Source organism: Leptobacterium flavescens, from assembly GCF_010671605.1.
GTDB lineage: Bacteria > Bacteroidota > Bacteroidia > Flavobacteriales > Flavobacteriaceae > Leptobacterium > Leptobacterium flavescens.
Genome location: NZ_JAABOO010000002.1, coordinates 21,832 through 45,972, shown reverse-complemented (window position 1 = coordinate 45,972; position 24,141 = coordinate 21,832). Strand labels below are relative to the sequence as shown.

Genomic DNA, 24,141 nt, shown 5'->3' with positions numbered 1-24,141 from the left:
ATGTATATTATTCTTAACTTACCTGACCATTTAAAGGAGTTACACATTCAAAAAAGATCTCTGTTGTCATTCAGAAAAAAGTAATTTAACTTTAAAGGCAATTTTTAAGCATTTGTTTAAACGTATATTCAATAAAAAACTAAAGAACCAGCTTCATGAGATCATTTATGAAGCGGATACTCCTGCAGGGAAATTATTTGACGTTGCCCTGCTAATTCTCATTCTGGCCAGTATCGTGTTGGTTATGCTGGAAAGTGTAAACGCCATTGATGCAAAGTACCACAATCAGCTGCTACTTGCCGAATGGATAGTGACCATTCTCTTCACCCTGGAGTATATTGCCAGGATCATTTCGCTCAGAAAACCTGTAAATTACATCTTCAGTTTTTACGGAATTATCGATTTCCTGGCTACCATCCCTTTATATATCTCGTATTTCTTTGCGGGTTCGCAGGTACTTCTGGCCTTAAGGGCATTCAGACTACTAAGGGTCTTCCGTATTCTTAAGCTGGTACGGTTTATCGGAGAGGCTTCTCAACTCAAAGAGGCTTTGAGATCAAGCCGGGCTAAAATAACCGTCTTTGTATACACCGTTCTTATCCTGGCGGTAATTATGGGAACTATCATGTACCTGGTAGAAGGAGACCGAAGCGGGTTTAACAGTATTCCCAGAAGTATTTACTGGACCATCGTTACTCTCACCACCGTAGGTTACGGAGATATTGCACCTCAGACCGCATTGGGGCAGGCCATTGCCTCCCTGATCATGATCATAGGTTACGGGATCATTGCAGTACCCACCGGGATCGTAACGGCAGAATTCGCCATGCAGGGAAGAAAGAAAAAAGAAATACATATGAACACTCAATCCTGTCCGAGTTGCGGTGTGGACGGGCATAGAGATGATGCCAAGCACTGCTTCGACTGCGGCACAATTTTAAATGATCATCACTAAACACCTCATATCTGTCATTGGCCCCACTGCTATCGGTAAAACAGCACTGGCCATTAAACTGGCTCAGTATTTCAATACCGAGATCATCTCTGCAGACTCCCGTCAGTTCTTTAAGGAAATGCGTATTGGTACGGCAGTACCTTCTGCAGAAGAATTAAAAAGCGCTAACCATCATTTTATACAACACATCAGCATCTTTGATGAATATTCGGTAGGTGATTTTGAAAAGGACGCCCTGAAAAAACTGGAAGACCTCTTTAAGGTACACGATACCGTGATCATGGTTGGCGGAAGCGGTTTATATGTCGATGCAGTACTCAAAGGCCTGGATCATTTTCCGGAAGTCGATCCGCAGATCAGGGAAGAGCTTCAGAAAGACCTGGAAGAAAACGGGATCGAACATCTGCAGAAGCGTCTAAAGGAACTGGATAAGAGCTATTACGAAAAGGTTGATCTTCAGAATCCGCACAGGCTTATCAGAGCCCTGGAAATATGTATCGGAAGTGGAAGACCCTATTCTTCCTTCCTGAAAAACACTTCCAAAGAGCGACCTTTTACGGCCGTTAAAGTAGGGCTTACGGCAGAACGCCCGATAATATACGACAGGATCAACAGACGGGTGGATATCATGATAAAAGAAGGTTTGCTGGAGGAAGCAAAAGCCCTGTATCCTCATAAAGAACTCAATGCACTTCAAACTGTGGGTTACAAAGAGTTGTTTCAGTACTTTGAAGGCACCTGGTCTGAGGAATTCGCCGTTGAAGAGATCAAGAAGAATACACGTCGCTTCGCCAAAAGGCAATTAACCTGGTACAGAAAAAATCCGGAAGTCCTGTGGTTTGACTTCGAAGCACCTTTTGATAAAATTATAGCCGGGATTGAGGAAAAAATCTCTTAAATTGCATATTAATAGCAATTTAACTATCCTATATACTCTATGAATCCTGAAGAAAAACTAAATGCTCTTGGCATTGAGCTTCCACAACCCTATCAACCTCTGGGAAATTATGTTCGTTATGTAAAAACAGGCAATCTTATTCATATTGGAGGGCATGGCCCCTGTGATGATGAAGTAAAAGGAAAGGTCGGGCGTGACGTTTCTATGGAAGAAGCTTATCTGGAGGCCAGAAAAACAGCTATCAGCCTTCTGGCAACTTTAAAAGAAGCCATAGGCGATCTTAGTAAAGTGAAACGAATTGTAAAAGTACACGGGATGGTCAATGCCGAAGATACTTTTGACAATCATCCTAAGGTCATTAACGGATGTTCAGATCTGCTTGTAGAGGTTTTCGGAGAAAAAGGGATCCATACCAGAGCAGCTGTAGGCATGTCTTCCCTCCCGGGAAATATTGCCGTAGAGATTGAAATGATCGTCGAAATATAAATCTGAAATGAGGCCTCACTTAAAAAAGCAGGTAATATTTATTATCGGAGTTTCGGGTTCGGGTAAAAGTACCATCGGAAACCTTCTGGCAAAGGAATTGGATCTTCCTTTCTTTGACGGAGATGATTACCACCCTGAATCCAACCGGGAAAAAATGGCCTCCGGCAAACCGCTGAATGATGAAGACAGAAAGGGCTGGCTTATGGCTCTTAACACTGTTGCAAAGGAAGAACTCAAAAAGAATTCCTGCATCATAGCATGTTCTGCCCTGAAGAAAAAATACAGGCAACAGTTGAGTGAGGGAATAGAGAATGAGTTCCGGTTTGTTTTCCTGCATGGTTCCTTCGATCAGATCCTGCAGAGAATGGAAAGCCGCAGCGGACATTTTATGCCGTTGTCCCTCCTCCAATCGCAGTTTGATACCCTGGAACCTCCTGAAAATGCCATTCGGGTTGATGTGATCAATACTCCCGAACAGATCCTGGAGCAAATAAAAAGTGAATTGAACAAGAGTGAATTCGGTCTCATAGGTCTTGGGGTCATGGGTAAAAGCCTTTGCCGCAATCTTGCCGGAAAGGGATTTTATATTTCTATGTATAACAGGCATGTGGATGGAAAAGAAGAAGATATTGCCCTTACATTCAAAAAGGATTTTCCCGAACTCCATACGGCAAAAGCATTTGATAAGATGCAGGCTTTTGTGCATTCCCTTCAGACTCCCAGGAAGATCATGCTGATGGTAAACGCAGGGAAAGCGGTAGATCAGGTCATAGAAGAGATATTACCGTTTATGAGTACCGGAGACATCGTGATAGACGGAGGAAATTCTTACTATCTCGACACTCAAAGGAGATACGAATATCTGAAAGAAAAAGGGATCTCTTTTATGGGAGTCGGAGTTTCCGGAGGGGAGGAAGGCGCCCTGCAAGGTCCGTCCCTTATGCCCGGCGGAGATCCGGATGCTTATGATAAAATAAAGGGTTATCTCGAAACTATCTCTGCCAGGGATCCGGATGGAAACGCCTGCTGCAGTTACCTGGGCAAGGGAGGTGCCGGTCATTTTATAAAGATGGCCCATAACGGGGTAGAATATTCCGAAATGCAGCTTATTGCAGAGGTATATCAATTGCTCAGGCAGGGTAAGAATATGCAGCCCGATAAAATAGCCGATCTCTTTGAAGAGTGGTGCCAGGGTGAGCTGAACAGTTATCTGCTGGAGATCACTGCAAAGATCCTGAGAAGAAAAGAAGGGAACAACTGGCTTATCGACCTTATCCTCGACAAGGCCGCCAATAAAGGAACAGGAAACTGGACCACAGTAGCTGCCTCTCAGCTGGGAATTCCTGCTACCGTGCTTACCTCTGCTTTGTACAGCAGGTATATTTCTGCCTTTAAAAGCAGCAGAGAAAAAGCTTCGGCTTTATATTCTCCGGAAAAGCTTAGCCTGGAGTTACCGATAGTGCATATAAAAAATGCATATCGTTTTGCCAGGATAATCAACCATCACCAGGGAATATCTCTCCTGAAGGAAGCTTCGGAATCATACGCATGGGAGCTTGACATGAGTGAGATATGCAGGATCTGGACCAATGGTTGTATTATACGATCTGCTTTTATCGAAACCCTGGTCCCACTGTTAAAGAAGGAGAAAGACATCCTTTTAAACGCTCATATTGCCGGGATGCTAAAGGAATCGTATGCAGCGATCACACAAACTGTTTCGGAAGCCGTCCTGGGGCATTACCCTATCCCCTGCCTTACTGCCGCGCTTAATTACTTTAACAGCTATAAAGAGGATCGTTCCAACGCAAATATGATACAGGCTCAGCGCGATTTTTTCGGGGCACACGGATACAGGAAAAATGACGATCCCGAAGGAGACCTGCATCACACTAACTGGAGCTAAAAACGGAAGCTTATGGATTATACACTTTTATCTGCCATCCTTATCGGAATTGCCGTCCTGTTATTTCTGATCCTCAGATTAAAGATCCCCGCATTTATCTCTTTACTTATAGCAAGTATCCTTACTGGTCTTATTGCCGGACTGGATGCAGAGCAGATCATTAAGACGATCCAGGAAGGAATGGGCGGAACCCTGGGGTTTGTGGCAACCGTTGTAGGCCTGGGAGCTATTTTCGGTGGTATCCTTGAACATTCGGGAGGTGCAAATGCTATTGCCGCCTATCTCACCAAAAAAATGGGTACGGAGAAAGCACCACTGGCCATGCTTATTTCGGGTTTTGTGATCGCTATTCCCGTATTCTTCGATGTGGCATTTATAATCCTTATTCCAGTTATCTATGCCATTCAGCGCACAACTAAAAAATCCCTGCTCCTGTATGCTATTCCGCTACTGGCAGGATTAGCAGCCACCCATGCTTTTATTCCTCCTACACCGGGCCCTATTGCCGTTGCAGATATTATCGGGGCAGATATCGGGTGGGTTATCGCTATCGGGTTTATGGCCGGTATCCCTACCGTCCTGATCAGTGGTCTTGTTTTCGGGAAATACATAGCAAAAAAGATACATATCGATGCCCCGGAGGCGGTTTCGGAACTAAAAACTTCTAATCTGCCTTCCGCCAAAGCTATTTTCGCCATCATTGCTGTTCCTATCCTGTTGATCCTGATAAACAGTTTTGTGGCCAGTGATATCATCAGCATTTCAAACGGTACGGTAAAGAATATTATCAAACTAATTGGCCACCCCTTCTCTGCCCTGATCATTGCCAATATCATTGCATGGTATAGCCTGGGGATCCTAAGGGGAGTTAAAAGCAAGGATCTTTTACAAATTACAACAAAGTCGATGGCCCCGGCGGGTACTATCATACTTTTAACCGGTGCAGGCGGGGTATTCAAACAGGTGCTGGTAAATACGGGTGGCGGGAAAATGCTGGCCGAATCTCTGGTAGATATCGGTTTCCCTGTTTTGCTGTTTGCTTTTGTAACTGCGGCTTTAGTGAGGGTTATTCAGGGATCGGCCACAGTTGCCATGATCACTGCTGCAGGATTGGTGGCCCCGCTAATTATCAATGCGGGTATGGACAATGCTTCCCTGGCGTGCCTGGTCATTTCCATTGCATCGGGTGCTTCTATCTTCTCTCATGTCAATGACAGCGGCTTCTGGCTGGTGGGGCAATATTTAAACCTTTCGGAAAAAGACACTTTCAGATCCTGGTCTGTGATGACCACTATTTTGGCACTTTGCGGGTTTACGATGGCTGTGATCCTCAATAGTATCCTTTAAAAAAAAGCAATAAAAAACCCTGACAAAAATGTCAGGGTCGGTATAGAATTATATCAGATGTATTTATTCTACTTCGCTTTTTACTACCAATCTGAAACCTTCTCCATGGATATTAAGAATCTCAACCTCATCATCTCTTTTCAGATACTTTCTAAGTTTGGCAATATAAACATCCATACTTCTGGACGTAAAGTAATTATCGTCTCTCCATATTTTAGTTAACGCTAATTCTCTTGGCATTAAATCATTTTCATGTAAAGCAAGTAAACGGAGAAGCTCATTTTCTTTTGGCGATAATTTTATCGGCTCATCATCACCGTATGTTAGGAAACGTAATTTAGAATTTAAGTGGAATTTACCGATCTGGAATTCGAATTGCTTACTGTCTGCAACAGAATCAGAAGCTTTTCTCTGCATGATAGCTTTGATCTTAAAAAGCAATACTTCAGAGTCGAAAGGTTTATTCAGATAATCGTCAGCCCCAGCTTTGTATCCTTTTAAAACATCTTCTTTCATTGTTTTAGCAGTTAAAAAGATGATTGGAACGTGTTCGTTCTTCTCTCTGATCTCTTTAGCCAGGGTAAATCCGTCCTTGTAAGGCATCATCACGTCCAAAATACAAAGATCGTAATTGTCTTTTTTGAACTTTTCAAAGCCTTCCATTCCATTCTTTGCCAGCACGACGTCGAAATCGTTCATAGATAAGTAATCCTTAAGAACAATTCCAAAATTCGGGTCGTCTTCTACTAATAAAATTTTCTTATTTGCTGTTTCCATAATCTCTTTATATTAAAGGCATTTTTATATAAAAAATACTTCCTTTGTCTTTTTCACTTTCTGCGTACACCTCTCCCTGGTGATCTTCAACTATTCTTTTTACGTATGCTAATCCGAGGCCATGCCCCTTAACATTGTGTATATTTCCGGTGTGCTCTCTGTAGAATTTCTCAAAAATTCTCTTTAACACTGCCTTGCTCATTCCCGATCCGTGATCCTGTATCTTGATAATTATACTGTTTTTCACTACTTCGGTATAAATATCTACTTCAGGTGCTTCGGGTGAATATTTGATAGCGTTGTCCAGAATATTTACAAGAACGTTGGTAAAATGCATCTCATTTGCAAGAATCTCGCTTCTCGGAGCATCTAAATGCTGACGTATGTAACCCCCTCTGTTTTCAACGATCAGAGAAACATGTAGTACAGCTTCGTCTATTCTGTCGTGAACGTCTACTCTATCCTTACTTATATCCAGCTGGTTTTTTTCGAGTTTAGAAATTCTTAACACATTTTCCACCTGGGCATGCATTCTCTTATTCTCATCCCGGATCATTCCGAGGTATCTTTTTATCTTGTCTGCATCATCAAAAGCTTTAGGATTTTTGATAGCATCCAGCGCCAGATTAATAGTAGCTATGGGTGTCTTAAACTCATGCGTCATATTATTGATGAAATCTGTTTTGATCTCCGATATCTGTTTCTGACGGATGAGCTGGTAGATCGCACTTGAATAGGCTACTATAATAACTAACGTAAAAATTATCGATAATATTACCATCCCCATTATTGAGGAAATAAGGAAGTTATTCTTTTTCGGAAAACTCACCAACAGGTCGTATTCGCTATTCCCTTCATTATCTATAAAAAGAGATGTTTTATAGCGTGTAGACTTTGAAGAGCTGAATCCGTTAGATCTTACTTTAGTGGCAAGGCCGTTACTGTACACTCCGTATTCAAAATCGATATCGATCCCCCTGTCTCCAAATTCGCGTTGCAGAAGCAACTCTATGGTCTTGGAATCTATCCTCTGGTGAATAGGAAAGCGTTTGGCGATGTCACGGAAAGAAGTTTCATAAAGTGCTTTCTGGATATCACTTAATTGTCCTACACTTCTGACTACCTGAGATTCTTTTCTTTTTTTCCTGTCGATATCAAATCCGTCCGAGATAATTCTCGACTCCCTTGTACTGAGTATCCTTCTGCTCGGGATATTCAGGCTATCTAATCCGTTTGCATTTTCAAAGAACGTGGTTGCAATACCGTAATCTTCCTGCAAAATTCCATGAGCATAAATAAACTGTTCATTCGTCCTGCTGTCTGTCTGGATCACAAACAACTGATCTATCCTCGTGTCATTAGGGTTGCTAAGGGTATCTATGTTCTCCGCAACCACATCAACAAAATATTTTAACTCTTTCTGCTCGATTTTATCAGCTGTCGACTTGAGGATCTGATTCACATTCATGGAAAACTGCTCTTCCTTGTTCTCGATTGTGGTCTTGATCCAATAGCCCTGAACGAATATAATTCCTACAAGGGACAAACTCATCAATACAACTAATAAAACGAATAATCTCTTACTCATTTGGTCAAAATTAAAGCTTTAACTTTTTTTTTAATTGGCATTTAACCTAACCTTAACAAAAATGTTAAAATTGTGGTTTACTGATTTTCAGCGAGGATATGTTTATGTATCTTTTCTACTTCCATTGAGGTTCTGATCAGGTCTGTATTTTCTATAACAAAATCAGACAGAGCTATCTTATCCTCATCCTTCCACTGATTCCTCATCCTGGATCTGATATCTTCCTCCGGGCCGCCATCTCTTTGCAGAACCCTCTGAATACGGATATCTACGGGTGCCGTAACCGTGATCATCAGATCGCAATTTCTGTAACCGCCATTCTCAAACAGAATTGCCGCCTCTTTAATAACGTAAGGTGATTTTTGCTGCTCGTACCAATTCTTAAAATGACGGTTCACCTCCGGGTGAACAATGGCATTGAGTTGCTGTAGTTTTTCTTTATCGTTGAATACCAACCCGGCAATATAAGGCCTGTTAAGTTCATTTTCCTTATAAGCCTCTTCTCCGAACAAAGCAATGAGCTGCTCCCTGATCCTCATAGAGGTATTCATTAATTCCTTAGCCTCATCATCCGCAATATATACCGGTATTCCCAATTCGGAAAACATGGTGGCTACCGTAGATTTTCCACTTCCAATTCCTCCTGTCAGACCAACGATCATTAATTCCTGTTGATTAAAAATTCTACCTTCTTCTCCATTAAACTTGCCTCTTTAACCAGTTCGGGTTTCTTCTCTATTCTCGGGATCAAATAATTTGAATTAGGGTTAGCTTCCTCAAAATCACAAACTATCATAAAATCATTTGCACTAATAGTCTTTAAGTCGTTTAAAGTTGCTCTACATAACACGCTTACTTCTTTAGGAAAGACTCTTACTTCTGAACCCGGAGGTACATTGGAAACCACAATAGGAACCCGAATGACCTGCTCGGAAAAGCGCTCTACCTTTCCCCTGACGGAAACACTTTTCTCACTGTAAATAAGATGCGCCAGTTTACTATCGATATCGAGGTCGGCTTTTAAGTTGATATCTTCATTTACACCTGTCAAAAATATCCTTTTGGTCCTCAGAACCTCTATCGTATCTACAGCATCTTCGGGGCCTCTTATGGTGATGCTGGAAGGAAATGCCTTCAGGCTGTCATATAATTCAAAATCGCTTGCAAATTTTATATCGAGCTCCGGAAGCACGATCACTTCTTTTTCTTTATTGACCCCAAAATCCAATCTGATCCTCTTTGTCCCAAGCTCTTCCAGGGTAATATTTTTTGAAAACTGCTCGCGAATAGCTTGTTTAAGGTTGTCTTCACTAAGGTAGTTGGTTTCGGAAGCCTGGCTTACATCCAGTTCTAGTTCCCTTCGGAAAAGACGATAGCTCAGTATCTGAAACCCCTGTGCATTAATCGTAGCACTCAGGTTGGACGGAGGTGTTCCCAGAAGTATTCTGTCTTCCGGTACATTACCATATGCCAGTCTGAAAGTCACATCTCCGGTATATTTATCAGAAAACTTGATCAGGATCCATAGAATAGTTGAAAACAGGATAAAGAACGTAAACATAGTTGCTTTACGCTGTTTAAAAATTCTCCGGATGAATCTTTTAATACCTTTGATCATTTTCAGTCAAAAAATAATTCCGGAATTACCTTTTCCGGTTCTTCTTTGTTCAATTTAAGTAAAAAAGATGATCTGAGAAAACCATATCCGTATCCTAAAAACTGAATCAGGACCGCATAAAGGGATAAAAAGGCAATAACAATACTCTTATTCTTAACCAGGGAATCCAGAAATAAAACAGTAAAATAAATCGCAAATAACAGTAGAGGAATTGCAGACAAGCTGAAGAAGATCAGGATAGCCGCTGCCAAAGCCAATACAAACATGGCCGGGAACCAATAAGTGATCTTTTTGGTATGCGGATGCCATTTGTTGAGGATAGGTCGCGCCAGTCCGAATTTATAGACCTGCTTATAGAATTTTTTCCAGGAAATACGTCTTTTATGGTATACAAATGCCTTCTCGATAAATTTGGTTTCAAAACCTGCCTTCCATATCCTGATAGTAAGGTCCGGGTCTTCTCCCGGATGGATCTTACCAAAACCCTGAGTTTTCTCAAAAGCCGCTTTGGATATTCCCATATTAAAGCTCCTGGGCTGGAACTTATCTACTGCGTTCTTATGTCCTCTTATCCCTCCTGTGGTAAGAAAGGAAGTCATTGCGTAACTTATGGCTTTCTGTATTGTGGTAAAGGAACTATGTGAGGCATCAGGCCCTCCGAAGCAATCTACATAATTCTCCCTGAGCGATTCATCGGCAGCTGTGAGATATTCCGGTGGCAGGATGCAATCGGAATCCAGGATAATAAAATAATTCCCTTTAGCCTTTCTCATTCCGTAATTCCTGGAATCGCCCGGACCCGAATTTTCCTTAAAATAATAAGAGATATCCAGTTGCTCCCTGTATTTTTCACAGATCTTCTCTGAGGTTTCCGTACTCCCGTCTTCTACGATCACCACCTCAAAAGGGTGCTCAAAAGTCTGGGCTGTGAGGCTCTCCAGCAGTTCATCGGTTTCGTCCGGTCTGTTGTATACGGGAACAACAATTGAATACATTAATTCCATGGCACAAAAGTAACTAAATCGGCATAAAAAAAGCCACCTTTCTGGTGGCCTTTATTATCTTTTATTCTTTTGATAGATGTTACTTGTGAAATACTATCATTACTGCTCCCTTAAGCTGGCGCTAGTCTCAGACTAGCGCTATGCACCCTAAAGATACAGATTCCTCCTTTCCCTTCAGCAACAAAAAACCACCTCCCAAAAATGAGAAGTGGTTTTGTTTATATTCATTGCACGGATTACACTATGCTAAATCCGTGCTATCTATCAGGATTTTTCAATTTCTTTAATCTCAGAATCCAACCAAGGTTCCATTCCATTGGATTTAGCATATCGAACTAGCTCTTGATATATTTTTATATATCCATTGTCTTGCTCGATAGTTAAAAGTTTTAAAGGAACATTATGTAATAAATCGCAAAGCCTGAAACTCTTTTTATCATTTCTTTCATATGCTTCTGCTCTAATTTGGATTAAGACAGAATGCATTAGTTTATATAAATATTCTTTTTCTTTCATAATAAAATATCTAATCTATATCAAAAAAATAATCTGAATTGTTGGGATTATGAATCTTAAATTGAATATCGACCTTAAGCTGGCGCTAGTCTCAGACTAGCGTTATGCATCCTAAAGATACAGATTCCTCCTTCCCCGTTGTTCCGGTCCCGATAGCTATCGGGATGCAATCCGTGACATATCTTCCATAACTGACAACAAAAAACCACCTCCCAAAAATGAGAAGTGGTTTTGTTTTATTCTATCCCTCATAAGTCAGGTTCCGATAGCTATCGGGATACACTAACAGAGTTTTTTAAATTTTTATTCTTCGCTGAATTTCTCAATTACCTCATTACTCACACCGGTATTGGAAAATCCTCCGTCGTGAAAGAGGTTTTGCATGGTTACCTTTCTCGTCAGATCTGAGAAAAGGCTCACTGTATAATTTGCACAATCCAGTGCTGTTGCATTCCCCAGAGGAGACATTTTATCGGCATAAGAGATAAATCCACCAAAACCTTTAACTCCCTGTCCGGCAGTAGTAGGTGTCGGGGATTGAGATATTGTATTTACCCTTACTTTCTTGTCTTTTCCGAAAAAGTAACCGAAGCTTCTTGCAATCGACTCCAGATATGCTTTGTTGTCTGCCATATCATTATAGTCCGGGAAGGTTCTCTGAGCAGCCATATAGGTAAGAGCTACAATACTCCCCCAATCATTCATAGCTTCTGCCTGATACAGGGTCTGCATTACCTTGTGGAAAGAAACTGCAGAAACATCCCATCCTTTTGTGGTAAAATCGTATTTCTGATCTGTATAAGCACGTCCTTTTCTAACGTTTACAGACATTCCTATAGAGTGAAGCACAAAATCCAGTTTTCCTCCAAGGATCTCCATAGATTTCTCTACCAGGTTCTGAAGGTCTTCCAGGTTTGTTGCGTCGGCAGGGATTATCTGAGATCCGGTCTTTTCAGCCAGTTGATTGATCTGCCCCATTCTCATTGCAATCGGGGCGTTTGTCAAGACGAATTCACCTCCTTCTTCATGAATGCGCTCCGCCGTTTTCCAGGCGATTGAATTCTCATCTAACGCGCCAAAAATTATTCCTTTTTTCCCTTTTAACAAATTGTATGGCATAGTTTAAGTTTTAGTAGTATTTAGTATTCTTTATCAGCTGTCAAAAATACACATTTTTATTTCATTCAGATCCAGGTTTGGGCCTGAAAACATCCGATTTTTACGTTTCACTTTAATTGAGAAGTTGCTTGGCATGTGCAAGGGCCGAAGAACTGATATCTTTTCCTCCGAGCATTTCCGCAATTGCCTTGATCCTCTCCTCTTTATCAAGCTTTTTCATCCGGGTATAGGTTACCTCATTTACATCTTCTTTAAAGACCTCAAAATGGCTTTCTCCTTTTGCTGCTATCTGCGGAAGGTGTGTAATGGTAAATACCTGCATATTTTTACTCATTCCGGCCATAATATCTCCCATCTTATTCGAGATCTCTCCGGATACACCTGTATCGATCTCATCGAACATAATGGTTGGCAATTGCATATATTCGGCCAGGATAGATTTTATAGACAACATGATCCTGGATAGTTCCCCTCCCGAAGCCACTTTTTTAAGCTCTCCGTAATTGCTTCCCTTATTTGCAGAAAATAAAAACCTAAGTTCATCTTTTCCGTTAGCAAAATAGGAATGAGTTTTATTCACGCCTATATCAAATTTAGCGTTGGGCATTCCCAGTTCAAAAAGGGATTCTTCCAGGTAAGAACTCAATCTCGGAATTGCCATTTCCCTGTTTGAATGTATTCCTTCTGCCAGGGTATCCAGTTCTTTCTCCAGGTCGAGTACCTTTAACTGCCACTGCTTGATCTCTGCATCCAGATTCTCTGTTACCTCTACCTTTTGTTCCAACGCCTGTTGGATCTCCAATAGTTCTTCAAGCTCTATGGCATGGTGTTTTTTCTGAAGATCGTAAATAAGCTGTAATCTTGATTGGATCTCTTCCAGCAAGCGGGGGTCGGTCTCCAGGCTTTCCTCCTGACGTTTGACCTCCATTTGAATATCGTCCAGCTCTATGGCTACCGAATTAACCCGTTGGTATAAATTATCGAACTGCTCCCCGTAGGAAGCCAGTTTCTGAATACTTGATTTTAATTCTGTAAGTCCGCTAAGGATACCGTATTGTTCTGCGGTAAGTTGCTGATATGCATGCGCCAGTTTTTCACCAATTTCCTCTACATTGTTCAGCTTTTCAAAATCGGCTTCGAGTTCTTTCAGCATCCCATTTTCCAGTTTAGCTTCCTGAAGTTCCTTAAGTAAAAAACTATTGTAGTCATGCTCTTTATTGGCTTCGGCCTGAAAATCTATAAGTCGCTGAAGCTCTTTTTTAGCAGCGTGATAATCCTTAAGTTTCAGACTGTACTCCTCCAATGCCGAATCATTCGCAGCCACTGCATCGATGATCCTGAACTGAAAATCATTTTCAGTCAGTCTTAATGTCTGATGCTGGGAGTGGATATCGATAAGCTGACTTCCGAGGGATGCCAAAACATCCAGCGTAACGGGAGTATCGTTGATAAAAGCCCTGGATTTACCACTGGGAAGGATCTCCCTCCTGATAATGGTATTGGCTTCATAATCTATATCTGCCTCTTTAAAGAAGGCCTGCAACTTGTATTTTTCGATAAAAAAGTCTGCTTCGATCACGCATTTTTCATCCTTGGATTTAAGGCTACCAAGATCGGCTCTTTTTCCAAGGATCAGCGATAATCCTCCCAGAAGAATGGACTTTCCCGCTCCGGTTTCTCCTGTGATAATGGTCAATCCCTTATCAAAATCCACCTGAAGCTTATCAATAAGCGCGTAATTTTTTATGGAAAGTGATGTTAACAAAGTTTTTCGCTTTTAAGAAGATCAAATATATGACTGTTATCTGACAGGTAAAAAACTTTGCTTAATATTTTATCTTCTCCCAGGTATTTGCGTAAAAAGGAGCTATTTTATTTAGAGAATTCTTAAGGCTGACGATATCCACTTTGGGTCCGTCTGAAAATACATTGAGGATCTCTTCCGATTTGGCGTCAAAAAAGGTTTGAAGCAGGAAGGAATTAGGCCTTCTCTTTACCAGGTTCTCAAATATTTTCATACAGCTGGCCACCGATTGTTTTCCGAGAGATCCGTTATCGACCATAACATCGAGGCCCAAACGGTGATAATTATACATAACCGTACGGTATTCCCTGAAGGTATTGGAAAGCATGTTATCTATGAGCTCCCATCGTGTCCTGTTCCCGTCGGCTTGCTGCCATCCCAGGTATCCTGCACCTTGTGCCAGGTTAACCACTTCTCTTGCCTTTTCAAAATACTCGGTTCCCGCATTCTTGGAAAAAGTATCGGCATCTATCCCCAGAATAACATACACATAGTAGGTAATTACCCCTACCAGGTTGGACTCATAGGAATTGGGATTGTAAAAAAGCGGTTCGAATTCGAGATAGTTAAAATTAAACTGACGATCATTATGATTAAAGACCGGAGTTTCATAGGATGCATTAAAAACAGGCCTGCTCGATTGCACCTGGATCGTACCGGAGAATTCGCTGTTCGAATCAAAAGAGGTAATGGTGATAAGCATATTGCAGTTAATACGCTCTTGCTGCCCGTATCTTTTATTGGTCCATTTGGTTTTATTCACATAATCGTTCAGGGAACGCTCAAGGGTTTTAAAGATCTGCTGATTGGTCTGATTAACCTGATCTGAATTGACAATAATAGTACAATTCAGTTCCTGCGACTGCAGGAGCATTGTAAAGCTAAGTGCGAATAAAAAAAGGATCTTCTTAAGCATCGGTTCTTTTTAATATTTCATTAAAGATATCCCTTGCCACTTCTGTCTTGGATTTAAGTCCGAAAGACGTAATATCAAGGTTCTTATCAATAAAGGTAATCTTATTTGTTGGTTTTCCAAATCCGGCACCTTCATCGTTTAATGAATTAAGAACGATCGCATCCAGGTTCTTCTTATTTAATTTTTTCTTGGCATTTTCGAGCTCGTCATTGGTTTCCAGTGCAAACCCTACCAAAAACTGATGTTTCTTTATCTTTCCTATAGATGCCAGAATATCCTGTGTTGGTTCCAACTCTATAGTTAACGCTGCATCCTTCTTTTTTATTTTTTTGTCGGCCACATTTTTAGGTCTGTAATCGGCCACTGCGGCAGAGAGGATGGCAATATCGGCAGACGGATAGTGCTCGTGTACCGCATCGTACATCTGCTGAGCACTTGTTACCCTGATAACTTCGATCAGGGAAGAATCTGCATTAAAATTTGTAGGTCCGGTTACCAGCTTTACCTCAGCTCCGAGACGGGCAGCTTCTTTTGCAAGTTCAAAGCCCATCCTTCCGGTGGAGTGGTTCCCGATAAAACGAACCGGGTCTATGGCCTCATATGTAGGTCCTGCCGTGATAACCACCTTTTTGCCTTTTAAGGGTAATTTACTGAGGATATCGCTTTCTATAAAGCTTACTATATCTTCCGGTTCGGCCATTCTCCCCTCTCCTATCAAACCACTGGCCAGCTCTCCGTGAGCTGCAGGGATCATAATATTCCCATAGCCCTTAAGTGCTTCAAAAGATTTGGCGGTCGATTCGTGCCTGTACATATCAAGGTCCATTGCCGGCGCAAAGTAGACCGGGCATTTGGCAGACAGATATACGGCAAGAAGGAAGTTATCACATACGCCATTTGCCATTTTAGCAAGAGTATTGGCTGTTGCCGGAGCAACTACCATAATATCTGCCCACAGGCCGAGGTCGACGTGATTATTCCATACCGCATTCTCATCTTCTTCTTCCGTAAAGGATGAAAAAACCGGGTTTTTAGATAGAGTGGATAAGGTAAGAGGGGTAACAAAGTCTTTGGCATTCTCTGTCATTACCACTTTGACGTTGGCCCCTTTTTTGATAAAATATCTTACAAGAAAAGCCGTCTTATAAGCGGCTATACCTCCTGTTATTCCTAAAAGAATATTTTTACCGCTTAATACGGACATGAAAGATTTATTTTTCGGTGTTTCTATGATAAATTTTACCTTCCAGCCATTCCTGAATAGCAATAGCGTGCGGTTTAGGTAATTTTTCATAGAATTTAGATACTTCTATTTGCTCCTTATTCTCAAATATCTCTTCGAGACTGTCTGTGTAAGTAGCAAATTCTTCAAGCTTTTCGATAAGCTCTTTCTTTATCTCCGCATTGATTTGATTAGCTCTTTTGGCTACCACGGAAATTGCTTCATAGATATTCTCTGTAGGAGAATCAAATTTGTTCTTGTCGATGGTAACTGTCGAAACAGGAGCTTCTGTTTTTCTTAGATCGTTCATATTCTACAATGCTTATTTACTAAATTGTTCTAATTCTTTATCAATGGTTTTCATCATGTCACTAGCCTCTTTCATGTGTTTGGATTCACCAAAATCTGAGGAAAATGACTCATATAATTTTTTAGCATCTGCCAGACGCTCTTCTTTCTTTTGTTGTATACTGTTTATCGCCAGAGCGTATGAAGCGCTGAATTGATAGAACAGTGCATCTTCCTTATACGGGGTTCCCGGATTGTCGGAAATAAAAAGCTCTAAAGCTTTTATAGCCGCATGGTAATAGGAAGTTGTATAATATTGTTTTGCTCTTTCGTAAGCTTTTTTCTCCAGTTTTATTCTGAGTTCCCTAACCATTTCATTGGCTTCGGCAATTCTTTCCGAATCAGGATATTTGTTGATATACAACTGAAGCTTTTCAATAGCATTTACCGTTTCTGTCTGATCTATGCTGAATTTAGGGGATAACTCGTAATAACTCTTCGCCCCGTAAAAAGAAGCTTCCTCCGCCTTTTCACTTCTGGGATAAGACTTGGAGAAACGATCAAACTGATAGGCTGCCAGGTAATAATCCTCCCGCTTATAATAAGCATCCGCATACAAGAAAATAATACGTTCTCCCTGAGGCTTACCGACATACTTAGGCACTATCTGCTCAAATAAACGTACAGCTCTTTTGTAATCACCTTCATTGTAATACTTCTCAGCCAGTTCATATTTTACCTTTACGTCTTCACTTTTCAGTGCACTCTGATATTCCCCGCAGGAGCTTAATAACATTACCAGAACAAGCGACAGGTATAATAAATTTTTGTTTTTAATCATTCGGCAAAATTAGATATTCTATTTTAATTAAAAAAACAATATTTCACTGGCTAAAATAACTGAATAAAGCCCAGGATATTTTAATTTAAAAAAGATTTAACTATTTATCGAATTTGTTCTGTTCAACTTCTCGTGATCCAGCACGATCACTCCTTCCCCATCAAATTCAAAGGCTTTATCGAATATTCGGTCAAATGAAATTTCTTCGAGGGTATAGGAATACACTCTGTGCACATCCTGATTAAAGGATTCATCAAAATAGGTAGCCAGGACGATAAACTCTCCTTTCAGTTTTTTTAATTCCTCCCTGCTGTAACCAAAAAGCGGGCTTTCTTCCTTTATTTCATGAACAATGGTCCAGGTAGTGGGAAGATAGGATATCTGCTCTCTTTCGAGTGCCAGTTTAAAGAATCTGGATTTATATCCGTCATCATCCTTATCCAGTAAGGACAGGGTAACCGTGATCTTAGGTTGCAACATCACTGTTTTCTTCATATTCATGATCCTGAACATGATGGCCGTCCCTCCATTAAACGGCCGGTGAATAATTTTTTCGCTGAATTTCACAAAGGATCTCGGTTTTGCAAACCTTCCGTACAGGAGTCCTGTAATAAATGAGAAGCTCAGTAAACCCACCAGGGCCTGAATGGTAGATATAACCCCTGCCAGGGTGCCCGAAGGTGACATTTTTCCGTACCCCACCGTGGTGATGGTCTGGGCAGAAAAGAAAAAGGCATTCAGGAAATCATAGAACATATTACCGGTAGCCCCGTTCAGGTGTTGCAGACCGATAAGCAGATAAATAATCGCAAAAACAGAATTAATAACGACATAGCCCAGAAATATCAGTAGAAAAAATCTGGGCCATGAAATATCTATCAGATAACTAAAGGTATTAGTGATCTGGTTCTTATGATTAATATGTTTAATGTTGAAGGTACCGTCTTTGTTTACAAAACGCTGTACATTCTCTGCAGAAGTCCTTCCAAACCCCGGATCGGCTACCTGTTTTGTCTTAGCCATTGAAGTGAATAGATTTACATATTTTCCATAAATCTATTAATTTTTTTGGTCAATTCATCACTTGCAGGCATCAGAGGCAGGCGAACCGTATTCTCACTCAAGCCCAGGTATTTGTGAATGGATTTGATCCCTGCGGGGTTTCCTTCCTCAAAGATCAGGTCTATACTTTCCATTACCTGATAGTGTAATTCGTTGGCTTTTTCATTATTCCCTTCAAGGGCATAACGCACCATATCGGAAAATTCTCTTGGAATACCCTGTCCGATTACAGATATTACTCCGGCTCCTCCACCGGTAGTCATCGGTAAGGTAATCATATCATCACCGGAAATTACAAGGAAACCTTCGGGCTTGTCCTTGATAAGACGCATTGCCTGTACGATATCGCCGGCAGCTTCTTTGATCCCGATAATATTACTAAAATCCTTTGCCAGTCGGATGGCTGTTTCCGGAGCAATATTAGAAGAAGTCCTTCCCGGAACATTGTAAATGATAATTGCCTTTTCGGTAGCTCCCGCTACTGCTTTAAAGTGTTGGTAGATCCCTTCTTGTGTGGGTTTGTTATAGTACGGAGAAACAGAAAGAACGGCATCGTAATCTGAAAGGTCTGTGTTTTTGATCTCTTCCGTCACAGCAGCTGTATTATTTCCTCCTATACCGAGTACCATCGGAACCCTGCCGTTATTGGCTTTGGAAATAGTGCTTTTTACCAACTCCTTTTCCTCTTTGGACAAGGTAGCGCTCTCTGCAGTTGTTCCCAATACCACGAGATATTCAACTCCGCCTTCGATTACAAAATTCACTATTCTGGTCAGTGCTTCCGTATCTACACTGAAATCATTCTTAAATGGAGTTACCAATGCCACTCCCGTTCCGATAAATTTTGACATTTTATATTTTCTTTAAAATGGAAAGGTACTTTACAAATTCAGTCTTGAATTTTGAAAATTCTTTAGGCCTGATATCCATGATCATATTGTTTAAGGCTTCGTTCTTTGAAAGAAGTCCCACTTTAAAATCTGCTTTGGTATAAGCACTCACCAGCATCAGGATAAGAGGTGCATCGTTGTAATAATTGAGAAGTACATCGTATTTCTTATCGAGAAATTCCTGAACATCTCCGTTTTCGACCTTACCCTTCCATTTGAGGTCTTTGGGAGAAAACACGGGAAATGAATATGAATGATTATCGGTACTTCCTTCCGTAAAACCAATGATTTTAAACTGATCCTGCCTCAGGTCTAACTCTTTGGCCAGTTCAAAAAATACTTCGGCATGATTAAACTCATCAATATTCAGAATACAAGCAAAGGAGTTGATTTTTCCGGTGCTGACAGCATCCGAAAGGTATCCTGAAGAAAGCACTTTTTTTAGTGCCTTATCTGCCGAAATTTCTTTTAATCTATTTAAAAACATGTATCTTTACTTTGCATTGCAAAAATATACATATTCATCCACAAAATGCTTAACAGAAGTTAAACTTATCAGAATGAAAATAAAACATTTTGTTGTATTTGTAACAATTCTCCTTTCCTATTCCTGTCAAAACAAGCAGCAACTTGCTGAAATACACGGAAAACAGATCAATATCAACGACTCTCTTACAGCGGATTCTTCTATAGAAAAATTTGTCACTCCCTACAGAGATCACATCAATAAAACCCTGGATGAGCCTCTGGCATATAATGTGGCTACCATTTCTAAAAAAGACACTCCGCTGAACACGGCTATCGGAAATTTACTGGCAGACCTGGTATATGAGCAGGCTGATCCTATTTTTTATTCCAGGACCGAAAAACATATCGATTTTGTGCTTTTGAATCACGGAGGGATCCGGGCTCCCATGGCAAAGGGAGAGGTTTCCGCCCGTACCGCCTATGAGATCATGCCTTTCGAGAATAATATTGTAGTGGTGGGACTTCCCTATAACAAGATCATAGAACTTGTTAATTATCTGACCAGCCGAAAACTGGCCCATCCCCTCTCCAAACATATACAGCTAACGCTTAACCAGGACTACTCGGTTAAACAATTGCTTATCGGAGGAGAAGAACCGCAAAAGGACAGGATCTACTATGTGGCCACTTCCAATTACCTGTCTAACGGAGGGGATAGTATGAACTTTTTTATGAACGAAAAAGACATTACTGATACCAATTACCTCATCAGGAATGCCATGATAGACTATTTTAAAAAGCAGGACACCATAGCTCCTGAATACGACCAAAGATTTACAATCCAATAAGTAATGAACAGAAGGAATTTTATACGAAATACCGCAGCAGGTACAACGCTTTTAACCTTAGGGGGACTTCCTCTGTCTTCCTGCTCATTAAACAGCCGGAAACACATTACCATTTTACACACCAATGATGTTCACAGTCATATAGATGCGCTTCCTCCGGACGATCCCAGGAATCCTAATCAGGGAGGGGTATCGAGAAGGGCAACCCTGGTAGAAGCTATCCGAAAGGAAAACCCTAATACCCTGTTGTTTGATGCCGGAGATATCTTTCAGGGCACTCCCTATTTTAATTATTACGGAGGGGAACTTGAATTCAAACTGATGAGTATGCTTAAATACGATGCAGCCACTATCGGGAATCACGATTTCGATAACGGGATAGATGGTCTATATGCTCAGCTACCGCATGCATCCTTCGATTTTTTATCGGCCAATTACGACTTCTCCAACACAGTAATGGATACACATGTTAAACCATACAAAATATTTACGGTAGACGGGATAAGGATCGGGGCGTTCGGCCTGGGAATACGTCTGGCGGGATTGGTTACCCAACAACTTTATAAGGAAACCCGCTACCTGGATCCGGTAGAGACCGCACAGGATGTGAGTCGTGAATTAAAGGAAGAGAAGCAATGCGATCTGGTCATCTGTCTTTCCCACCTGGGATATTCTTATGGAAACGCTCAGTTGGCTTCAGATGTGAATCTGGCAGCTCAGACAGAAAATATAGACCTGATCATTGGTGGGCACACCCATACTTTTATGGACGCTCCCGAGATCCACACCAATCGTAAAGGTGAAGAAATGCTTATTAACCAGGTAGGTTGTTACGGGATCAACCTCGGACGGATTGATTTTTATTTTGACAAGGATAAAAATGTAGCGGCTACAGGGAAGGCGATTTCAGTTTAAAATCGCTGTATTCCAGGGCGAACTTCAGCAAAAAGAAATACACCACAAGATGTGACACTGCGTTGATCACTTTAAACAGGTGTATAGGTGTGGCAAACATATAGTAGCACATAAGCACATCACCCACAACAATAGCCACCGCAATGATAATCAGGTAAAGAGTTAGCTGAGATCCTTCATTAAAAAAGCTCACATTTGCCATGACATTCAGGACTACCAGGGCAATGGAATAGGACAGGATGTACGGATAGAGATTCCCCAGGTACAGGCCAAAGACATCATTAAAATAGTGTTCGTAATACACGATCCAGATCACTGCAATTGGAATAGCCGTGAGCAATAAGCGTTTAACACTCTTTTCCTTAATGAGAGAGAAAGAGAAGGTAGCCAGGATAATATGGCACAAGCCAAAGAATACCGCCGTGTATTTCAGGGCAACCGTATAATCAAAATAAGTGGAAATATCTCCGAGATAACACATGATAAAAACGGTCAGCATCAGATAATTGATCCGTTCTACCGATCTGTAATACATAAAAACCACCAGGGGAACCATAACCAACCTGGTAGCCAACCGGAGCACCGTAATATCGAAGACCTCTCCGATAATTAACCCAAGTCCGATCAGAAAGAAAATCTGAATAAACCTTGTCATGTTCATACCATAGTCAAAAACTGGTCTTCATCGATCATTGCTATTCCCAGTTTCTCTGCTTTTTCTTTTTTGCTGGGTCCCATATTGGCCCCCGCAACTACATAATTTGTTTTAGAAGAAATGGATGAGGCTACCTTGCCTCCATTATCTTCAATAAGCTTCTTAAGTTCATTTCTGGATACTTTTTCGAAAACTCCAGAGACCACAAAGGTAATACCTTTTAATTTATCGGTCTGATTTTGAAGTGCTTCTTCAGAAAGTTTCATCTGCACCCCCTTACTTTCCAGTTCTTCTACAAGAGCAACATTTTCTTCTTCCCCGAAAAAATCGACCACACTCTCAGCGATCTTCCCTCCTATTTCATCTACCTCTACCAGTTCTTCATAATTTGCGGCTCTCAGGGCATTGATATTCTTGTATTCCTTAGCCAGTTTTTTAGCTACGGTTTCCCCGACAAAACGTATCCCCAAAGCGTAAAGTACCCTTTCAAATGGGATCTGTTTGGAGGCTTCTATTCCCTTTATCAGATTATCTGCCGATTTCTCTGCCATCCGCTCCAGTGGAATGACCTGCTCTTTCTCTAAACTGTAGAGGTCGGCATAATTCCGTATCAAGCCTTCTTTAAAAAGCAATTCTACGGTCTCTGCTCCCAAACCGTCTATATCCATTGCTTTTCGGGAAATAAAATGCTGGATACGGCCTGTTATCTGCGGAGGACATCCGTTATAGTTAGGGCAATAATGCTGTGCTTCTCCTTCCTTCCTTACCAGTTCCGTATCGCACTCCGGGCAGGTTGAAGCATAGATCGTAACCGTCGAATCTTCTTCTCTCTTATCGAGGTCCACTCCGACGATCTTAGGGATGATCTCCCCTCCTTTTTCCACAAAAACAGTGTCTTTTTCTCTGATATCCAGTTTCGCTATCTGATCTGCATTATGAAGGGATGCCCGTTTTACGGTAGTCCCGGCAAGTAATACCGGCTCCAGGTTAGCAACCGGTGTAATAGCGCCTGTCCTTCCTACCTGATAGGTGATCTTATTGAGTACGGTGGCAGCCTGTTCGGCCTTAAATTTATAAGCCATAGCCCATCTCGGAGCTTTAGCAGTATAACCCAATTCTTCCTGCTGAGAAATAGAATTGACTTTCACTACTACCCCATCGGTCTCATACGGCAGGTCGTGCCTGTGAATTTCCCAGTAATTCACATATTCCATTACTTCATCGGTAGTCTTGCACAATCTGGCATCTGTCGGAACCTTAAAGCCCCAGGATCTGGCCTTTTCCAGGCTTTCAAAATGAGATGCAATCCCTACACTCCCCGTTAAATTATACAGGAGGCAATCCAGGGGTCGCCTGGCCACTTCGGCGCTGTCCTGTAATTTCAGGCTTCCACTGGCCGTGTTTCTAGGATTCATATAGGGTTCCTCCCCTGCTTCCACCCGTTCCTTATTCATTTGGGCAAAACCTTCATGCGGAAGGATGATCTCTCCCCGGATATCGAATTTCTGCGGATGATCGCCCTTTAATTTTAAAGGAACCGACTTGATCGTCTTGATGTTATTGGTAACATTATCTCCCTGAAAACCATCTCCCCGGGTTACCCCTCTCAGCAGCTCTCCGTTTTCGTAGGTAAGGCTTATAGAAGCTCCGTCATACTTGAGTTCGCAAATAAACTCGACCTCCACATTACCCAGTATTTTCTGGATTCTCTTCTCCCAGTCGTCCAGGTCTTCCTTAGAATAGGAATTGTCAAGAGAATACATGCGATGATCGTGAACAACGGTCTCAAAATTCTTGGTGATCGCCCCTCCAACCCTTAAGGTAGGGGAAGTGGCATCGTAATATTCGGGGTGTTGAGTTTCCAGTTCCTGAAGCTCCTTTAGCTTCATATCAAACTCGTAGTCTGAAATAGTGGGTTTGTCTAATACGTAATAGTTGTGATTGTGTTTGCGAAGCTCATCACGAAGCTGATTGATCTTATTTTCAATATTCATATTCCCCGACTTGTATTTTTTTTA

The 24,141-nt window shown here is 41.3% G+C and carries 24 protein-coding genes; 7 read left to right on the top strand and 17 right to left on the bottom strand.

Features of this window, described 5'->3' with window-relative positions; translation table 11 throughout:
* Nucleotides 1-112 precede the first annotated feature (112 nt).
* From GWK08_RS07720 to GWK08_RS07700, 5 genes are read left to right on the top strand one after another with little or no spacing between them, the layout of a single operon-like run.
* Nucleotides 113-955, top strand: a complete 843-nt coding sequence (locus GWK08_RS07720; RefSeq protein ID WP_163606364.1) for an ion transporter — start codon at nucleotides 113-115, stop codon at nucleotides 953-955.
* Complete coding sequence (gene miaA / locus GWK08_RS07715) at nucleotides 942-1,853, top strand: tRNA (adenosine(37)-N6)-dimethylallyltransferase MiaA (RefSeq protein ID WP_163606363.1); 912 nt, start codon at nucleotides 942-944, stop codon at nucleotides 1,851-1,853. Before GWK08_RS07720 ends, miaA begins: the two co-directional genes overlap by 14 nt.
* A 39-nt stretch (nucleotides 1,854-1,892) precedes the next feature.
* Complete coding sequence (locus tag GWK08_RS07710) at nucleotides 1,893-2,339, top strand: RidA family protein (protein WP_163606362.1); 447 nt, start codon at nucleotides 1,893-1,895, stop codon at nucleotides 2,337-2,339.
* 7 nt (nucleotides 2,340-2,346) lie between these two features.
* Nucleotides 2,347-4,245 carry an NADP-dependent phosphogluconate dehydrogenase gene (gndA, locus tag GWK08_RS07705; protein ID WP_163606361.1) on the top strand — a complete coding sequence of 633 codons (1,899 nt, stop codon included), beginning with the start codon at nucleotides 2,347-2,349 and terminating at the stop codon, nucleotides 4,243-4,245.
* A gap of 12 nt (nucleotides 4,246-4,257) precedes the next feature.
* Nucleotides 4,258-5,592, top strand: a complete 1,335-nt coding sequence (locus tag GWK08_RS07700) for a GntP family permease (protein ID WP_163606360.1) — start codon at nucleotides 4,258-4,260, stop codon at nucleotides 5,590-5,592.
* A gap of 63 nt (nucleotides 5,593-5,655) precedes the next feature.
* Here GWK08_RS07700 and GWK08_RS07695 read toward each other — a convergent pair whose 3' ends face one another.
* From GWK08_RS07695 to GWK08_RS07625, 15 genes are all read right to left on the bottom strand, one after another.
* Nucleotides 5,656-6,369: a response regulator transcription factor gene (locus GWK08_RS07695; protein WP_163606359.1), complete on the bottom strand. Its 714-nt coding sequence runs from the start codon at nucleotides 6,367-6,369 to the stop codon at nucleotides 5,656-5,658.
* Nucleotides 6,370-6,376: 7 nt separating this feature from the next.
* Nucleotides 6,377-7,957, bottom strand: coding sequence for a sensor histidine kinase (locus GWK08_RS07690; RefSeq protein WP_163606358.1), 1,581 nt, complete (start codon nucleotides 7,955-7,957; stop codon nucleotides 6,377-6,379).
* 77 nt (nucleotides 7,958-8,034) lie between these two features.
* Nucleotides 8,035-8,619 carry a dephospho-CoA kinase gene (coaE, locus tag GWK08_RS07685; protein WP_163606357.1) on the bottom strand — a complete coding sequence of 195 codons (585 nt, stop codon included), beginning with the start codon at nucleotides 8,617-8,619 and terminating at the stop codon, nucleotides 8,035-8,037.
* Nucleotides 8,619-9,518 carry a CdaR family protein gene (locus GWK08_RS07680; protein WP_163606356.1) on the bottom strand — a complete coding sequence of 300 codons (900 nt, stop codon included), beginning with the start codon at nucleotides 9,516-9,518 and terminating at the stop codon, nucleotides 8,619-8,621. Before GWK08_RS07680 ends, coaE begins: the two co-directional genes overlap by 1 nt.
* Nucleotides 9,519-9,577: 59 nt before the next feature.
* A complete protein-coding gene (locus GWK08_RS07675; protein WP_163606355.1) occupies nucleotides 9,578-10,579 on the bottom strand; it encodes a glycosyltransferase in 1,002 nt (333 codons plus the stop codon).
* Between the two features lie 264 nt (nucleotides 10,580-10,843).
* A complete protein-coding gene (locus tag GWK08_RS07670; RefSeq protein ID WP_163606354.1) occupies nucleotides 10,844-11,095 on the bottom strand; it encodes a hypothetical protein in 252 nt (83 codons plus the stop codon).
* A 303-nt stretch (nucleotides 11,096-11,398) separates the two neighbouring features.
* Entirely contained in the window at nucleotides 11,399-12,214 is an 816-nt protein-coding gene (locus GWK08_RS07665) for an enoyl-ACP reductase FabI (RefSeq protein WP_163606353.1), read from the bottom strand.
* Between the two features lie 112 nt (nucleotides 12,215-12,326).
* Entirely contained in the window at nucleotides 12,327-13,979 is a 1,653-nt protein-coding gene (gene recN / locus GWK08_RS07660) for a DNA repair protein RecN (protein ID WP_163606352.1), read from the bottom strand.
* Between the two features lie 61 nt (nucleotides 13,980-14,040).
* Nucleotides 14,041-14,934 carry a type IX secretion system protein PorD gene (gene porD / locus GWK08_RS07655; protein ID WP_163606351.1) on the bottom strand — a complete coding sequence of 298 codons (894 nt, stop codon included), beginning with the start codon at nucleotides 14,932-14,934 and terminating at the stop codon, nucleotides 14,041-14,043.
* The gene (gene coaBC / locus GWK08_RS07650; RefSeq protein ID WP_163606350.1) at nucleotides 14,927-16,138 is read right to left on the bottom strand and encodes a bifunctional phosphopantothenoylcysteine decarboxylase/phosphopantothenate--cysteine ligase CoaBC; all 1,212 of its coding nucleotides are present in this window, start codon (nucleotides 16,136-16,138) and stop codon (nucleotides 14,927-14,929) included. Before coaBC ends, porD begins: the two co-directional genes overlap by 8 nt.
* A 7-nt stretch (nucleotides 16,139-16,145) precedes the next feature.
* Entirely contained in the window at nucleotides 16,146-16,466 is a 321-nt protein-coding gene (locus GWK08_RS07645) for a DNA-directed RNA polymerase subunit omega (RefSeq protein ID WP_163606349.1), read from the bottom strand.
* 12 nt (nucleotides 16,467-16,478) lie between these two features.
* Nucleotides 16,479-17,285 (bottom strand): outer membrane protein assembly factor BamD, encoded by an 807-nt coding sequence (locus GWK08_RS07640; RefSeq protein WP_163606348.1) that lies wholly within the window; start codon nucleotides 17,283-17,285, stop codon nucleotides 16,479-16,481.
* A gap of 96 nt (nucleotides 17,286-17,381) precedes the next feature.
* Nucleotides 17,382-18,308 (bottom strand): ion channel, encoded by a 927-nt coding sequence (locus tag GWK08_RS07635; protein ID WP_163606347.1) that lies wholly within the window; start codon nucleotides 18,306-18,308, stop codon nucleotides 17,382-17,384.
* 14 nt (nucleotides 18,309-18,322) lie between these two features.
* Nucleotides 18,323-19,198 carry a 4-hydroxy-tetrahydrodipicolinate synthase gene (dapA, locus tag GWK08_RS07630; protein ID WP_163606346.1) on the bottom strand — a complete coding sequence of 292 codons (876 nt, stop codon included), beginning with the start codon at nucleotides 19,196-19,198 and terminating at the stop codon, nucleotides 18,323-18,325.
* A gap of 1 nt (nucleotide 19,199) precedes the next feature.
* Entirely contained in the window at nucleotides 19,200-19,724 is a 525-nt protein-coding gene (locus tag GWK08_RS07625; RefSeq protein ID WP_163606345.1) for a DUF6913 domain-containing protein, read from the bottom strand.
* 73 nt (nucleotides 19,725-19,797) lie between these two features.
* On the opposite strand from GWK08_RS07625, the gene GWK08_RS07620 reads away from it, so the two are divergent.
* Together GWK08_RS07620 and GWK08_RS07615 are read left to right on the top strand one after the other, a co-directional pair.
* On the top strand, nucleotides 19,798-20,553 hold the full coding sequence (locus GWK08_RS07620) for a 5'-nucleotidase C-terminal domain-containing protein (protein ID WP_163606344.1): 756 nt from the start codon (nucleotides 19,798-19,800) through the stop codon (nucleotides 20,551-20,553).
* Between the two features lie 3 nt (nucleotides 20,554-20,556).
* Nucleotides 20,557-21,468, top strand: a complete 912-nt coding sequence (locus tag GWK08_RS07615; RefSeq protein WP_163606343.1) for a bifunctional metallophosphatase/5'-nucleotidase — start codon at nucleotides 20,557-20,559, stop codon at nucleotides 21,466-21,468.
* Here the strand turns inward: GWK08_RS07615 and GWK08_RS07610 are convergent.
* Together GWK08_RS07610 and ligA are read right to left on the bottom strand one after the other, a co-directional pair.
* The gene (locus GWK08_RS07610; RefSeq protein WP_163606342.1) at nucleotides 21,443-22,123 is read right to left on the bottom strand and encodes a hypothetical protein; all 681 of its coding nucleotides are present in this window, start codon (nucleotides 22,121-22,123) and stop codon (nucleotides 21,443-21,445) included. The genes GWK08_RS07615 and GWK08_RS07610 overlap by 26 nt on opposite strands.
* Before the next feature lie 2 nt (nucleotides 22,124-22,125).
* Entirely contained in the window at nucleotides 22,126-24,117 is a 1,992-nt protein-coding gene (gene ligA / locus GWK08_RS07605) for an NAD-dependent DNA ligase LigA (protein WP_163606341.1), read from the bottom strand.
* Nucleotides 24,118-24,141: the final 24 nt, after the last annotated feature.

Bases quoted from the DNA above. Each gene is read 5' to 3' on its own strand.
- GWK08_RS07635 (WP_163606347.1), bottom strand. From the start codon at position 18,308: ATGGCTAAGACAAAACAGGTAGCCGATCCGGGGTTTGGAAGGACTTCT.
- gndA (WP_163606361.1), top strand. From the start codon at position 2,347: ATGAGGCCTCACTTAAAAAAGCAGGTAATATTTATTATCGGAGTTTCG.
- GWK08_RS07640 (WP_163606348.1), bottom strand. From the start codon at position 17,285: ATGATTAAAAACAAAAATTTATTATACCTGTCGCTTGTTCTGGTAATG.
- GWK08_RS07700 (WP_163606360.1), top strand. From the start codon at position 4,258: ATGGATTATACACTTTTATCTGCCATCCTTATCGGAATTGCCGTCCTG.
- miaA (WP_163606363.1), top strand. From the start codon at position 942: ATGATCATCACTAAACACCTCATATCTGTCATTGGCCCCACTGCTATC.
- GWK08_RS07620 (WP_163606344.1), top strand. From the start codon at position 19,798: ATGAAAATAAAACATTTTGTTGTATTTGTAACAATTCTCCTTTCCTAT.
- GWK08_RS07645 (WP_163606349.1), bottom strand. From the start codon at position 16,466: ATGAACGATCTAAGAAAAACAGAAGCTCCTGTTTCGACAGTTACCATC.
- ligA (WP_163606341.1), bottom strand. From the start codon at position 24,117: ATGAATATTGAAAATAAGATCAATCAGCTTCGTGATGAGCTTCGCAAA.
- GWK08_RS07625 (WP_163606345.1), bottom strand. From the start codon at position 19,724: ATGTTTTTAAATAGATTAAAAGAAATTTCGGCAGATAAGGCACTAAAA.
- coaBC (WP_163606350.1), bottom strand. From the start codon at position 16,138: ATGTCCGTATTAAGCGGTAAAAATATTCTTTTAGGAATAACAGGAGGT.
- GWK08_RS07610 (WP_163606342.1), bottom strand. From the start codon at position 22,123: ATGACAAGGTTTATTCAGATTTTCTTTCTGATCGGACTTGGGTTAATT.
- coaE (WP_163606357.1), bottom strand. From the start codon at position 8,619: ATGATCGTTGGTCTGACAGGAGGAATTGGAAGTGGAAAATCTACGGTA.
- GWK08_RS07710 (WP_163606362.1), top strand. From the start codon at position 1,893: ATGAATCCTGAAGAAAAACTAAATGCTCTTGGCATTGAGCTTCCACAA.
- porD (WP_163606351.1), bottom strand. From the start codon at position 14,934: ATGCTTAAGAAGATCCTTTTTTTATTCGCACTTAGCTTTACAATGCTC.
- GWK08_RS07675 (WP_163606355.1), bottom strand. From the start codon at position 10,579: ATGGAATTAATGTATTCAATTGTTGTTCCCGTATACAACAGACCGGAC.
- GWK08_RS07670 (WP_163606354.1), bottom strand. From the start codon at position 11,095: ATGAAAGAAAAAGAATATTTATATAAACTAATGCATTCTGTCTTAATC.
- GWK08_RS07680 (WP_163606356.1), bottom strand. From the start codon at position 9,518: ATGTTTACGTTCTTTATCCTGTTTTCAACTATTCTATGGATCCTGATC.
- GWK08_RS07615 (WP_163606343.1), top strand. From the start codon at position 20,557: ATGAACAGAAGGAATTTTATACGAAATACCGCAGCAGGTACAACGCTT.
- GWK08_RS07690 (WP_163606358.1), bottom strand. From the start codon at position 7,957: ATGAGTAAGAGATTATTCGTTTTATTAGTTGTATTGATGAGTTTGTCC.
- GWK08_RS07665 (WP_163606353.1), bottom strand. From the start codon at position 12,214: ATGCCATACAATTTGTTAAAAGGGAAAAAAGGAATAATTTTTGGCGCG.
- GWK08_RS07695 (WP_163606359.1), bottom strand. From the start codon at position 6,369: ATGGAAACAGCAAATAAGAAAATTTTATTAGTAGAAGACGACCCGAAT.
- dapA (WP_163606346.1), bottom strand. From the start codon at position 19,198: ATGTCAAAATTTATCGGAACGGGAGTGGCATTGGTAACTCCATTTAAG.